We start from the raw sequence: 13884 nt of genomic DNA, 5'->3' as shown, positions 1-13884 counted from the left end.
GGATCGGCCGTACGGTCACGGCCGGTCCACCGGACCACGGGCAGCCCCGGCAGAGCGGGCGGCGGGTGCCCGAAACCGGCCGTTCACCCGCCGTCCACTCAGCGCAGGGCGTACTCCAGGGCGTGCCGCTCGTAGTCGAGCAGCCGCAGATCCCGCATCGGCCGGCGCAGGTGGCCCTTGTGCACGATCCGGACGAAGGCCGGCTCACCGGCGGCGGCCATCCGGCGGATGCCCTCGACGTGGTCGACGATCCGCTTGCGGATGGTGCGGATCAGCCGGTGCCGGTCCCGGGGGATCAGCCCGTACGCGTCGGCGAACAGCCGCAGTCGGCGGGGCCGGTCGGGACGCTTCCAGCCGAGGGTGATCGAGTCCCGGTCGGAGAAGATCGGCACCCACGTCCAGGCCGCGTACGCCACGTCGTAGATCCGCGCGCCCGGCGATGCCAGGTCGAAGTCGATCAGCCCCAGCGTGCCGTCGGGCCGCCAGATCACGTTGTGCGGGGCGGCGTCGTGGTGGCAGATCACCTCGGTGTCCGGCGGCGGCGGGCCGAAGGAGCGCCACACCGCCTGCGGCGGCGGCACGAAGCCGTACTGGGCGTCGTGGAACATCCGCAGCATGGTGGCGACGGTCACCAGCGCCTCGTCGGTGACCCAGTGCGGGGCCAGCGGGTATTCCCCGCACTCCCCCTCCAGGTACGACAGCACCTCCCGGTTGCGCTCGTCCATGCCGAGGGCGCGGGGCGCGCCGGTGAACCCGACGTATTCCAGGTGCCGCAGCAGGGCGTGCACCGACGGCGTCCACGGCCCGACGTTGCGCCGGACGGTGTCGCCCACCCGCACCACGGTGCTGACGTTCCCGCCGTGCAGCGGAATCTCCTGCGAAGTCACGTACGGTCTCCCGAGGCGCTGCGTCGGCTGGCTCGGGTCGCGCCAGCCCGCGTACGCGCGATCGTCGCTCGCCACTGGAAGGTTACGCGTCCCGGCCGGGGGCCTCGGTGCCCAGCAGCGCGTCCACGAACTGCGCCGGGTCGAACGGGGCCAGGTCGTCGGGGCCCTCACCGAGGCCGACCAGCTTTACCGGGATGCCGAGCTTGCGCTGCACGGCGATCACGATGCCACCCTTGGCGGTGCCGTCGAGCTTGGTCAGCACCACCCCGGTCACGTTGACCACCTCGGTGAACACCCGGGCCTGCTCCAGGCCGTTCTGCCCGGTCGTGGCGTCGAGCACCAGCAGGGTCTCGTCGATCGGGCCGTGCTTCTCCACCACCCGCTTGACCTTGCCCAGCTCGTCCATCAGGCCGATCTTGTTCTGCAGGCGGCCGGCGGTGTCGACGAGCACGGTGTCCACCCCGGTGTCGATGCCGCGCTTCACCGCGTCGAAGGCGACGCTGGCCGGGTCGGCGCCCTCCGGGCCGCGCACGGTCTCCGCGCCGACCCGGCCGGCCCACGTCTCCAACTGGTCGGCGGCGGCTGCGCGGAACGTGTCGGCCGCGCCGAGCAGCACGGTCCGGCCGTCGGCGATCAGCACCCGGGCGATCTTGCCGCAGGTGGTGGTCTTGCCGGCGCCGTTGACCCCGACCACGAGCAGCACCGCCGGCACGCCCTGCGTCGGGATGGTCCGCAGCGACCTGTCCATGCCGGGGTCGAGGGCGTTGACCAGCTCGGCGGCGAGCAGGGCACGCAGCTCGGCGGCGGAGCGGGTGCCGAGCACCCGGGTCCGCTCGCGGAGCCGGTCGACGATCTCGCGGGTGGCGTCGATGCCGACGTCGGCGGTGATGAGGCTGTCCTCGATCTCCTCCCAGACGTCCTCGTCGAGTCGGTCGCGGCTGAGCAGGCCGAGCAGGCCCTGGCCGAAGACGTTCTGGGAACGGGACAGCCGGGAGCGCAGCCGCACCAGCCGGCCGGCGGTGGGCTCGGGCACCTCCACGGGCGGGGGTGCGACGACCGGCGGCTCGACCAGGATCCCGGTGGACAGGTCGGACTCCGGCACCTGCACCGGCGGGCCGGCCAGGTCCTCCTCCGCCCGGGTGTCGACCTCCGTACGCGGCAGCGGCGGTTCCGGCCGCCGGCGCAGCTTCGGCACGACCAGCCCGATGCCGCCGATGATCAGCACGCCGAGCAGGGCGAGAGCGATGAGGAGGTATTCCGTCATGCCGAAATCCTGTCAGATGGCGGCGACCGCGTCTCAGCCACCGCTCCCGGCGAACCGGCGAGAACCGCGACGGTAGTCTCGCCCACACCCAGCAGTGACGCGACCGCCGGTCGGGTAGTAAGGACGAAGCACTCTCACCCCTGGAGGTCCGCATGCCCGCCGAGCTGCTCATCGGCCCCCTGCTGCGCCGGGTCGTCGGCACGCGGGCCACCGTCTGGGTGGAGACCAGCGGGCCCGCGGTGGTGACCGTCCGCACGGCCGACGGCGCCACCGGCTCCGCGCCCACCTTCTCGGCGTACGAGCACCACTACGCCCTCGTCGTCGTGGCGGGTCTCACCCCCGGCAGCGCCACCAGCTACGAGGTGCTGCTCGACGACCAGGTGGTGTGGCCGCTGCCCGACGGGCGGTTCCCGCCCAGCCTGATCCGCACCCGGACGGCCGACGACCTCGACCAGCCGGTCCGGTTGGTCTTCGGCTCGTGTCGGGAGACCACCCAGCACGCCACCACCCGCAGGTTGCCGCCGGACGCCCTCGACGCGTACGCCCGCCGGCTGCTGGCCGCGCCCGAGCGCGCCGACCGGCCCGACCTGCTGGTGCTGCTCGGCGACCAGGTGTACGCCGACGAGACCTCGCCCACGGTGCGGCGGCTGCTCAAGCGACGCCGCCGCCGGCCGGAGGGCGCGCCGGCCACCCAGGTGGTGACCTTCGACGAGTACACCAAGCTCTATCTGGAGTCGTGGCGGGACCCGGAGATCCGCTGGCTGTTCTCCACCGTGCCCAGCGTGATGATCTTCGACGACCACGAGGTGATCGACGACTGGAACACCTCCGCCTCCTGGCGGGCCGACATGCGCGAGCAGCCCTGGTGGGCCGAGCGGATCACCAGCGGCCTCGCCTCCTACTGGGTGTACCAGCACCTGGGCAACCTCGACCCGGACGAGATCGCCGCCGACCCCCTGTACGCGAAGGTCACCGCCGCCGGGGACGCCACGTCCGTGCTGCACGAGTTCGGCCGACGCGTCGACACCGAGGCCGACCTCGCCCACGACACGGAGCGCTGGCGGGCCGTGCAGTACCAGTGGAGCTACTCCCTCGACCTGGGCCGCACCCGGCTGGTCATGCTCGACAACCGGTGCAGCCGGGTCCTGGAACCCACCCGGCGGGCGATGCTTCCGGCGGGCGAGTGGGCCTGGTTCCTCGACCGGGCGCACGGCGTCTACGACCACCTGGTGGTCGGTTCCTCGCTGCCCTGGCTGCTGCCGCCCGGCATCCACCACGTCGAGTCGTGGAACGAGAAGCTGGCCGACTCCCGGCGGCCGTGGGTCGCCGGGCTGGCCGAGAAGCTGCGCCGCGGGATCGACCTCGAACACTGGGCCGCGTTCCGGCGCTCCTTCGAAGCCCTCGGCGCGCTGTTCGCCCGGCTGGGCAGCGGCACCCCCGGCGCACCCGACGACCGCAAGGGCTCCGGGCCGGCGTACCCGCCCCCGGCGTCGATCAGCGTGTTGTCCGGTGACGTGCACCACTCGTACGTGGCCCGGGCCCGGTTCACCGACGCCGCCGTCCGCACCCCGGTGCACCAGCTCACCTGCTCACCCTTGCACAACCAGGTGCCGGCGGGCCTGCGACCGCTGATGCGGCTCGGCTGGTCGGCCGGCCCGTCGGGGGTGACCCGGGCCCTGGCCCGCTCGGCCGGGGTGCGCCGCCCCTCGGTGCGGTGGAGGAAGCTGGCCGGCCCCTACTTCGGCAACGCGGTGGCGACGCTGACCCACTCCGGCCGGGCGTCGGAGGTGGTGATCGAGGGCACCACCTCCGACGGTCACCTGCGCGAGGTGGCCCGGCAGCAGCTCGCCACCGCCGACTGAGCCCCGGGGCACGTGGCGGACCTGATCCGGGACCGCGTCGACGGCGCTCGGCGGCGAGCGGTGTCCACGGCGCTCGCCGGTGGGTGGTTCAGGACGCCAGGGCCCGCCGCAGGTAGCCCAGGTCGCCCGGCCCGCTCCAGCGGTGCGCGGACAGGCCGGCGACCCGGGCACCGCGCACCGCCCGGTCCTCGTCGTCGACGAACAGCACCCGCGACGGCGGGGTCTCCAGCGCGGCGCAGGCCGCCTCGAAGTACTCCTTCGCCGGCTTGTGCACGCCCACGACGGAGGAGTTGACCACCACGTCCAGCTCGCCGGTGAGCCCGAGCGCCGCGAGGTCGTCATCGAGCACGTCGGTGGCGTTGGTGCCCAACCCCACCCGGATCCCCGCCGCCCGGGCGTCCCGGACGAACGCCAGCACGTCGGCGTCGACCTCGCCCCGGTAGCGTTGCCACTGCTCGACCGCCGCGCGGGCCCGCGCCGGGTCACCGACCGACGGGATCAACGCGTCGGCGACGCTGGCCATCCAGCCGGCGTGGCTGACCCGGCCGGTCAGCACGGGCTGGAGCAGCCCCCACGACATCGCGATCTCCCCGAGGACGCCCTCGGTGAGGCCGTACTCCCGCTCGACCCCGGCGGCCACCGCCGGGTCCCAGCGGCGCAGCACGCCGTCGAAGTCCACCAGGAGCGCCGTGGCGCGTTCCCGACTCACTCGTTGTTCTCCTGCCCGTCGTCGGCCCGGTTGAGCCGCTGGCTGATCACCTGTGTCACGCCGCCGCGCATGGTCACGCCGTAGAGCGCGTCGGCGACTTCCATCGTGCGCTTCTGGTGGGTGATGACGATGAGCTGGCTCTTCTCCCGCAGCTGCGCCAGCAGCGTGATGAGCCGGCCCAGGTTCACGTCGTCCAGGGCCGCCTCGACCTCGTCCATGATGTAGAACGGGCTGGGCCGGGCCCGGAAGATCGCCACCAGCATCGCCACCGCCGTCAGCGACCGCTCGCCGCCGGACAGCAACGACAGTCGCTTGATCCTCTTCCCGGGCGGCCGGGCCTCCACCTCGACGCCGGTGGTGAGCAGGTCGTCGGGTTCGGTGAGCACCAGCCGGCCCTCGCCGCCGGGGAACAGCACCGTGAAGACCTGCTCGAACTCCCGCGCGGTGTCGGCGAAGGCGCTGGCGAAGACCTCCAGGATCCGCTCGTCGACGTCCTTGACCACGGTGAGCAGGTCCCGCCGGGTGGCCTTGAGGTCCTCCAGCTGCTCGGAGAGGAACTTGAAGCGTTCCTCCAGCGCGGCGAACTCCTCCAGGGCGAGCGGGTTGACCTTGCCCAGCAGGGCCAGCTCCCGTTCCGCCTTGGCGGCCCGCTTCTCCTGGACCGGCCGCTCGTAGCGGACCGGTTCGGGCACCGGCAGGCCGTCCCGTTCGGCGGCGGCCACGTCGGCCGGGGTGGGCGGGACGGGCTGCGTCGGGCCGTACTCGGCGACCAGGGTCTCCACGTCCAGCCCGAAGTCCTCGGCCGCCTTCGCCTCCAACTGCTCGATGCGCAGCCGCTGCTCGGCGCGGGCCACCTCGTCCCGGTGCACCTGGCTGGTCAGCCGTTCCAGCTCCGCGCCGAGCCGCTTGGCCGCCCCGCGTACCTCCTGCAACTCGGCCTCGCGGGTGGCGCGCTCGCGCGCGACGGCGTCGCGCTGCTCCTCGGCCCGCGCGACGGAGACCGCGAGCCGGGTCAACGCCTCCCGCGCACCGCCGGCCACGGCCTTCGCGATGCCCGCGCCACGGGCCCGGGCGGCCCGCCGGGCGGCCACCCGTTCCCGGGCGGCCCGCTCCGCGGCGGCCTGCCGACGCAGCGAGTCGGCCCGGCCGGCGATCGAGGCGACCCGCTCCTCGGCGGTACGCACCGCCAGCCGCACCTCCATCTCGTTCTGCCGGGCGCGGGGCACCGTCGCGGCGAGCTGGTCGCGTTCCTCCGTGGAGGGCTCGGCGTCGATCGGCGTCGACTCCGCCAACCGCAGCCGCTCCTCCAGTTCGGTCAGGGCCGTCAGGTCCCGCTCCCGGGCCGCCTCGGCGCGGGACCGGGACTCGCCGAGCCGGTCGGTCTCCGCCTTCGCGGAGCGGGCGGCGGCCCCCAGTTCCGCCAGTCGCCGCGCGGCGGCGTTGCGGTGGCTCTCGGCCTCCCGCTTCGCGGCGGCGGCGTGCTGCACCGCCTCCTTCGCGCCGGCCACCTCGGCCCGCGCGTCGACCAGTTGTTCGCGCAGCTCCGCGGCGGTCCGCTCGGCGGCGAGCCGGTTGGTGCGGGCCTCCTCGACAGCCGCCTGCACCTCGATGAAGCTCGGTGCCTTCGCCGAGCCGCCGGCCGCCGCGTACGCCCCGACCACGTCACCGTCCGGGGTCACCGCACGCAGCTGCGGGTTGCCGGCAGCCAGGTCGGCGGCGGCGGCCAGGTCGGCGACCACCACCACGTCGCGCAGCGCCCGGTGCACCGCCGGGCGGATCTGTGGCGGGCACTCGACCAGGTCGGGTGCCCACCGGGCCCCGTCGGGCAGTGCCGGGCGCAACGCGTCCGCGCCGCCGACCATGCCCGGCCCCTCGGGACCACCGACCAGCAGGCCGGCCCGCCCCGCGTCGGCGATCTTCAGCAGCCGCATCGCCTCGACGGCCTCGTCCACCCCGGTGACGGCCACCGCGTCGGCGAGCCCACCCAGCGCGGCGGCCAGCGCCGCCTCCTGCCCGGGAGCGACGGTGAGCAGCCCCGCGAGACTGCCCAGCAGGCCGGGCACCTCGTCCGCGCGGGCGAGCAGGGCGCCCGCGCCGTCCTTGCGGCGCAGCCCCAACGCAAGGGCCTCCTCCCGGGCCTTCCAGCTCGCGGCGTCCTTCTCCGCGGCCCGCTCGGCGTCGGTCAGCGACCGCACGGTGGCCTGCGCCCCCTCCTGGGCGGCCACCGCCTCGGCGTGCCGGGCGTCGAGGTCGGCGTTGTCGCGGTCCGCCTCGGTGGACTGCTCGGCGACCGCGTCCAGCTCGGCCTGGGCCTGCTCGGCGCGGGTCATGGCGTCGGTGTGCGCGGCGGCGAGCCGTTCGATCTCTTCCCCGGCACTGGTGGTGCGGGCGCGGGCGGAGTTGACCTGGCCGGTGAGTCGGGCCAGGCCCTCCCGACGGTCCGCGATCGCCTTCGCGGCGGCCACCAGTTCCCGTTCGGCGGCGGCGAGCTGCCGTTCCAGTTCCTGCCGGTGTTCGACGGCCTCGGCAAGTCGGATCTGGTCGTCGGTGAGGGCCGCGCGCAGCTCCTCCTCCTGCTCGCGGACCCGCTCCGACTCGGCCTCCAACTGGTCGGGGTCGCGGCCGGGGCGCTCGTCGTCGGGCGTGGCACTGAGGTGGCGCAGGCGTTCCCGGGCCAGCTGTTCGATGGAGCGGAACCGTTCGGACAGGGCGGAGAGCTTGTACCAGGTGTCCTGCGCGGCGGCCAGCAGCGGGGCGTCCTCGGCCAGCGCTGCTTCCAGTTCGCCGAGGCGGGCCTGGACCTCCGTGTGCTCGGCCTCGACCTGCTCCCGCCGCTGCCGCACCGCCGTCTCGTCGGCGATCTCCCGGTCGAGGGTGGCGCGCAGGGTGGCCAGGTCGTCGGCGAGCAGGCGCAGCCGGGCGTCGCGCAGGTTGGCCTGGATCGCGGCGGCCCGGCGGGCCACCTCGGCCTGCCGGCCCAGGGGCTTGAGCTGGCGGCGCAGCTCGGCGGTGAGGTCGGTGAGCCGGTTGAGGTTGGTCTGCATCGCGTCGAGCTTCCGCAGCGCCTTCTCCTTGCGCTTGCGGTGCTTGAGGACGCCGGCCGCCTCCTCGATGAACGCCCGCCGGTCCTCCGGCTTGGCGTGCAGCATGCCGTCGAGGCGGCCCTGCCCGACGATGATGTGCATCTCCCGGCCGATGCCGGAGTCGCTGAGCAGTTCCTGGATGTCGAGCAGGCGGCAGGTGTCGCCGTTGATCTCGTACTCGCTCTCGCCGGAGCGGAACATCCGACGGGTGATGGAGACCTCGGTGTACTCGATCGGCAGCGCACCGTCGGTGTTGTCGATCGTCAGGGTCACCTCGGCCCGGCCCAGCGGGGCCCGGCCGGCGGTGCCGGCGAAGATGACGTCCTCCATCTTGCCGCCGCGCAGCGCCTTCGCGCCCTGCTCGCCGAGCACCCAGGCGATGGCGTCGACGACGTTGGACTTGCCGGAGCCGTTCGGGCCGACCACGCAGGTGATGCCCGGCTCCAGCTTCAGCGTCGTCGCGGAGGCGAAGGACTTGAAGCCCTTCACCGTCAGGCTCTTGAGATGCACCTTCTCGATCCTCGTCCGGTGGCCGCCGTACCCGTCGCCGACTGCGGGGACCCGGTGGCGAACCCGCAGACTAACCCCTGACCGGGGAGGTCACGGTACGCGACCCGCCCCGCCGGCCGGGCCGGTGCCCTGGTGGACGGGCCGCGGGCGGGGCCGCGCACGGGGCCGGGCGGGGCCGCGCACGGGGCCGGGCGGGGCCGCGCACGGGGGGCCGGACAGAGCCGCGCACGGGGCCGGACAGAGCTGCGCGCCGGCACATGACGTGTCGGCGCGCTCGTTACGTGGTGCGATTCAGTTGTCGGCGACCTGCGGTCTCAGGTCAGCGCGGGCTCGGTGAGACGGAGCAGGTCGTCCGCCTCCGCAGCGGCCGCCGCGAGCCGATCGTTCTCGGCACGCAGCCGCGTGATCTCGAACTCCAGCGACTGGACCCGGGCACGCAGTCGGGTGACCTCGTCGAGCAGACGCCGGTCGGGCGCCGCGCTTACGTGGCCGTAGAGGGCCTTAGCCATGACTACTCCTTGATATGCGCTGCCGGAAGGGCCGGCCAACGCGCGCCCATTCGTACGCGGCTGCCTTCCCAGCGAATTCTGGGCATGACTGGGCGCGACTGGCGACATCTACATATTGAGTCGCAACCCCCTCCTTCGTCAAGTTTTCGCAGGCCGTAGATCATCTCCACGTCCACCTGACCACCTGTCGGGGGGCTGCCACCAGGCGCGGACACGCACTGTCCGGACAGTTTCACTCTACGCTCCGGAACGGCGGAACACTCCACCCACCCGTCCGCACTCCCCTTAACTCTTCCTTAGCCACGTTGCTCCGGCTCCCGGCGCGCACGTAGCGTCACCCCGGCCCGCAACCGACCCGTGGAGGCGACAGGCGTGTACGGCTGGACAGATCCGTTCGACCCGGCGGCCTCCCGACACCCGGAGCAGCCGGCGGGCGAGGACCCGGAGTGGCTGACCGACCGCCCGGCCCCCCGGTCGTCCTACCTGTTCGGCGACGAGCCCGACCGACCCGCCGACCAGTGGCACCGCGACGAGCCCACCGCACGTTGGCAGCCCGACGACCGGCCCACCGACCAGTGGCGGGCCGACGAGCAGCGGTGGCCGGCCGACGACCGGGCCACCGCCCAGTGGACCGCCGACGAACAGGCGGCGTCGCGGTGGCACGGTGCTGGTCGCGCCGACACCACCGGCCACCGGAGCAGCGGGTCCGAGCACGCCCCGTACCACCCGGACGGTCACGCCGGTCACGGGCAGGACCCGTACCCGGTCGCCGGCCAGGCACCCCACCCGGCTGACGGTCCCGACGCCCGGGACACCGGCTGGTACCCGGCCGAGCGGCACCCCGACCCGTACCCGGGCGGCGACGGCCGGTTCGAGCAGGCCGCCGGCGCGTGGCCGGCGGAGGACCCCACCGCCCCCGTCGAACTGCCCGCGCACCACGCACCGGCCGCCACGACGCCGATCCGCCGAGCCGGACGGGCCGGGGCCGGGCGACGCGCCGACCGACGGCTCTCCCGCCCCGTCGTGCTCGGCGGGGCAGCCGCGGCGGCCACCCTCGTGGTCAGCCTGGGCGTGGCCGCCCTCGCGCTGCCCGGTGGCGACGACGGGCACACCGCCCCGACCGCCGGCGACGAACCGATCGCTGTCGTCGAGGGGCCCACGGGCCCGCAGGAGTCCCCGCTGGACGCCCTGGCCACACCGACGCCGAGCGCCTCGCCGAGCACGGCCTCGCCCTCCCCGTCGCCGTCGCCGTCGAAGAAGGCCAAGCCGGCGCCGTCGCGCACCACCGCGCCGTCGCGGCAGTCCACCGAGCGCAGCAAGGCCCCCAGCGCCAGCCCCACCCGCACGGGCGTGGCCGGGGCCGGGACCGGCGGCCAGGCCGCCGAGGTCGTCAAGCTGGCCAACGCCGAGCGGGCGAAGGCCGGCTGCGACCCGCTCAGCATCGACGACAAGCTGACCACCGCCGCGCAGCGGCACAGCCAGGACCAGGCCGACCACCGGAACATGTCACACACCGGCAGTGACGGCAGCAATCCTGGCGACCGCATCGAGCGGGTGGGCTACCAGTGGCGTACCTACGGCGAGAACGTCGCCTGGAACCAGAAGACCCCCGAGGCGGTGATGGCTGCCTGGATGAACAGCGACGGGCACCGTGCCAACATCCTCAACTGCTCGTTCACCGAGATCGGCGTGGGCGTGGCCAACAGCAACGGGCCGTACTGGACCCAGGTCTTCGCCACGCCGCGCTGACGGCGAGTCGTCGCCGGGTCGGCACTCGTTCGACCGGGTGAGGTGCGCCGGGCCCGGCGTACCGGCAGGGTGGCGGGTCCGCCACCTGTGACCCGGGAGCTGCCGATGCGGATCCGGCTGGCCACCGTCGGGCGGACGCTGCGCCGCGCGCTGCCCGCCGCCCTGACGCTCGCCCTGGCGGCCCCACTGTCCGCCTGCCGGGTGGAACTGGCCGAGCCGGATGACCCGTGGCCCACCGCCTCCGCCCGGCAGTGGCAGTGGCAGTGGCAGCTCACCGGGGAGCTGGACACCACGGTCGAGGCCGACGTGTTCGTGCTCGACCCGGTCACCACCACCTCGGCGCAGACCGCCGAGCTGCGCTCCCGGGGCCGCCGGCTGGTCTGCCAGGTGCACGTCGGCTCGGTACGCGACACCGACCCGGACACGGACCGATTCCCCGCCGCGGTACGGGGCACCGCGACCGACCGTCACCCGGGAGGCCGCTGGCTCGACGTGCGGAACTGGGACGTGCTGCGGCCGGTCCTGGCCGACCGGTTGCGGCTGTGCCGGGGCAAGGGGTTCGGCGGGGTGCTGCTCGCCGACGCGGACGGCCACACCCGGCGTACCGGCTTCCCGCTCAGCTTCGACGACCAGGTGCGCCACGTCCGCCGGCTGGCCGACCTGGCCCGCTCGCTGGATCTCTCCCCCGGGCTGCTGGGGAACCTGACCCAGGTGGCCACCCTCGCCCCCGATCTGGATTTCGCCGTCGACGCGGAGTGTGTCCGGCTGCGGCGGTGCGAGAAGCTGCTGCCGTTCGTCGACGCCGGCAAGCCGGTCTTCCACGTCGAGTACACCGGATCGACCGCCGACTTCTGCGTCACGTCGGTGGGCTACGGCTTCGTCTCGATCCGCAAGAACCGTGCCCTGGACGCCTGGCGGCTGCCCTGCCCCTGACCGCGCCCACCCCGCCCCGGAGCGGCGGACGGGGTGGGCGCGACCGGGTCAGGTGGCCGTGACCAGTTCCGGGGCCGGGGCCGGCGGTGGCGCGGCCGGGGCCGGACGGGGGCGCAGGAAGCGCGGGGCCCACCAGTTGGCGTCACCGAGCATCGTCATCAGCGCCGGCAGGACCACCGCCCGGATGATCGTCGCGTCCAACAGGATCGCCGCCGCCAGCCCGACGCCGAGCTGCTTCATGTCCACCGTGCTCAGCGTGGCGAAGATCGAGAACACGGCGACCATCACCACCGCGGCGCTGGTCACCACCCCGGCCGACGAGGTGATCCCGTGCGCCACGGCGTCCCGGTTGGACATGCCGGCCCCCACCGCCTCGCGGATCCGGCTGACCACGAAGACGTGATAGTCCATGGACAGCCCGAACAACACCACGAACAGGAACAACGGCAGCCAGGACACGATCGCGCCCATCGAGGTGAAGCCGAGCAGATCCTCCGCCCACTCGCCCTGGAAGACGAGCACCAGCAGGCCGTACGCGGCACCCGCCGACAGCAGGTTCAACGCGATGGAGCTGACCGCCACCACCACCGACCGGAACGTCCAGGTCATCACCAGGAAGGTGAGCGCCAGCACGAAACCCATCACGATCGGCAGCTTCCTCCCGATGTGCCCCGCGTAGTCCTCGCTGGCGGCCACCCCGCCGCCCACCGCGTACTCGACGCCCGGCAGGCCGCCCAGCGCGGCCGGAACCAGGTCACCGCGCAGCCGCTCCAGTGAACGCACCGCCTCGTCGGTACGGCTGGCGTACGGGGTGGCGACCTGGAGCACCGACACCCGGCGGTCCGCCGACACCTCGACCTCCGGACCGTCCCCCTCGGCCGGCGCGAAGAGCGGGTCGGCGGCGGCCCGGCCGGCGAGCGTGGTCAGCGCCGCGCGTACCCGCTCGGCCTCGGCGGCCGGCGCGCGTACCGCCACCGTGTGCGTGGTGCCGGTGCTCGGGAAGGCGATGGTGAGCCGGTCGTACGCCTGCATGGCCGCGGTGTTGCGCGGCAGGTCCTCCATGCCGGGGAACTTCAGCTTCATGCCCAGCGCGGGCGCGGCCAGCGCCAGCAGCAGCCCGACCGAGACGACCAGGGTGGCCACCGGCGCCCGCAGGGCCGGCCGGAGCACCGCCGGCCAGAACCGCGGCGTGCCCGGCGCCCCGTGCCGCCCGGTACGCGCGGCGGTCAACCGCCACAGCAACGGGACCCGGGGCCGGTCGACCCAGCGCCCGAGTTTCGCCAGCAGCCCCGGCAGCACGGTCAGCGAGCCGGTCACCGCGACCGCGACCACCAGGATCGACCCCACCGCGAGGGAGGAGAAGACCGCGTCGCCGGCCAACAGCAGACCGGCCATCGAGATGATCACGGCGAACCCGGACACCACGACGGCGTGGCCGGAGGTCTCCGCGGCGATCTCCACCGCGTCCAGGCCGGAGCGACCCTTCGCCCGCTCCTCCCGCTCCCGTCGCACGTAGAACAGCGAGTAGTCCACCCCGACCGCCAGGCCGATCAGCAGGATCACGCTGGCCGTGGTGTCGGTCGCCGGCACCAGGTGGGAGGCGAGGGTGGACAACCCCATCGCGGCGGCCACCGAGGACAGCGCCAGCAGCACCGGCACGCTCGCGGCGATCAGCGCACCGAACGCGACGATCAGGATGGCCAGGGTCACCGGCAGGCTGAGCAGTTCGGCCCGTTTGAAGTCGGCGCCGAGCGTGTCGTCCAGCGCCTTGCCGATCGACGGCCCGCCCACCTGTTCCACCCGCAGCGCCGGGTGCGCCCGCTGGACCTCGGCGGTGGCGTCGCGCAACGGCTGCACCCGGTCGGACGCCGTCTCCGGGTCCCCGGACATGGTGATCGCGACCAGCAGGGCCGAGCCGTCCCGCGACGGCACCGGTGCGGCCACCCCGGCGACCCCCGGCACCCCGCGCAGCCGCGCCGACGCGTCGTCGGCGGCGGCCCGCGCGGCGGCCGGGTCGAGCCGCCCGTCCCGGGCGGTGATCAGCACGTTCTCCGTGGCCGGGTCGGTGAAGTCCCCGTCGGCCACGATCAGTCCCGCCCGGCCGGACTCACCGATCGCCTGGTCGGCGTCGGTGGCCTCGTTCAGCCCGGCGGCGTTCCCGCCGACGAAGCACACGGCCACGAACACCACCCACATCGCGATCGCCCGCCACGGGTGTTCGGCGCTCCACCGCGCCAGCCGCACCGTCACCGGTCTCGCCCTCATCCGCCGGGCCCCCCTTCAGGTCGGCCATCTGCCGACCTGTGCTGACGCTAGGAGCGTGGGCGGGCAGGCACATCGGGGATCACCCCGCCCGCCCCCGGATCCCCGTGGGCGGC

General features: G+C 74.2%; 9 protein-coding genes. 3 read left to right on the top strand and 6 right to left on the bottom strand.

The genetic code is table 11. The features are described 5' to 3' along the window. Window positions 1–98 precede the first annotated feature (98 nt). Both GA0070616_RS19700 and ftsY read right to left on the bottom strand, forming a co-directional pair. A complete protein-coding gene (locus GA0070616_RS19700; RefSeq protein WP_175440140.1) occupies window positions 99–962 on the bottom strand; it encodes an aminoglycoside phosphotransferase family protein in 864 nt (287 codons plus the stop codon). 7 nt (window positions 963–969) lie between these two features. Beyond that, window positions 970–2151, bottom strand: a complete 1182-nt coding sequence (ftsY, locus tag GA0070616_RS19695; protein ID WP_091085051.1) for a signal recognition particle-docking protein FtsY — start codon at window positions 2149–2151, stop codon at window positions 970–972. A gap of 152 nt (window positions 2152–2303) precedes the next feature. On the opposite strand from ftsY, the gene GA0070616_RS19690 reads away from it, so the two are divergent. Next, window positions 2304–4013, top strand: a complete 1710-nt coding sequence (locus GA0070616_RS19690; protein ID WP_091085048.1) for an alkaline phosphatase D family protein — start codon at window positions 2304–2306, stop codon at window positions 4011–4013. 88 nt (window positions 4014–4101) lie between these two features. Here the strand turns inward: GA0070616_RS19690 and GA0070616_RS19685 are convergent, their stop codons facing one another. The 3 genes from GA0070616_RS19685 to GA0070616_RS19675 all read right to left on the bottom strand — a co-directional run bounded on the left by GA0070616_RS19685 (window position 4102) and on the right by GA0070616_RS19675 (window position 8824). Continuing rightward, window positions 4102–4722 carry an HAD family hydrolase gene (locus GA0070616_RS19685; RefSeq protein WP_091085044.1) on the bottom strand — a complete coding sequence of 207 codons (621 nt, stop codon included), beginning with the start codon at window positions 4720–4722 and terminating at the stop codon, window positions 4102–4104. After that, the gene (gene smc / locus GA0070616_RS19680) at window positions 4719–8315 is read right to left on the bottom strand and encodes a chromosome segregation protein SMC (RefSeq protein WP_091085041.1); all 3597 of its coding nucleotides are present in this window, start codon (window positions 8313–8315) and stop codon (window positions 4719–4721) included. Before smc ends, GA0070616_RS19685 begins: the two co-directional genes overlap by 4 nt. Window positions 8316–8629: 314 nt before the next feature. Continuing rightward, entirely contained in the window at window positions 8630–8824 is a 195-nt protein-coding gene (locus GA0070616_RS19675; protein ID WP_091085034.1) for a hypothetical protein, read from the bottom strand. 372 nt (window positions 8825–9196) lie between these two features. Between GA0070616_RS19675 and GA0070616_RS19670 the strand changes: the two genes are divergently transcribed. Both GA0070616_RS19670 and GA0070616_RS19665 read left to right on the top strand, forming a co-directional pair. Further along, on the top strand, window positions 9197–10573 hold the full coding sequence (locus GA0070616_RS19670; protein ID WP_091085032.1) for a CAP domain-containing protein: 1377 nt from the start codon (window positions 9197–9199) through the stop codon (window positions 10571–10573). A 105-nt stretch (window positions 10574–10678) separates the two neighbouring features. Continuing rightward, on the top strand, window positions 10679–11506 hold the full coding sequence (locus tag GA0070616_RS19665; RefSeq protein WP_091091152.1) for an endo alpha-1,4 polygalactosaminidase: 828 nt from the start codon (window positions 10679–10681) through the stop codon (window positions 11504–11506). 48 nt (window positions 11507–11554) lie between these two features. On the opposite strand, the gene GA0070616_RS19660 is transcribed toward GA0070616_RS19665, so the two are convergent. Continuing rightward, a complete protein-coding gene (locus tag GA0070616_RS19660; protein ID WP_091085028.1) occupies window positions 11555–13771 on the bottom strand; it encodes an MMPL family transporter in 2217 nt (738 codons plus the stop codon). Between the last annotated feature and the right edge of the window lie 113 nt (window positions 13772–13884).

It is taken from the genome of Micromonospora nigra (genome assembly GCF_900091585.1).
GTDB lineage: Bacteria > Actinomycetota > Actinomycetes > Mycobacteriales > Micromonosporaceae > Micromonospora > Micromonospora nigra.
The sequence above is the reverse complement of the archived record's forward strand: the minus strand, read 5'-3'. Positions and strand labels throughout refer to the sequence as shown.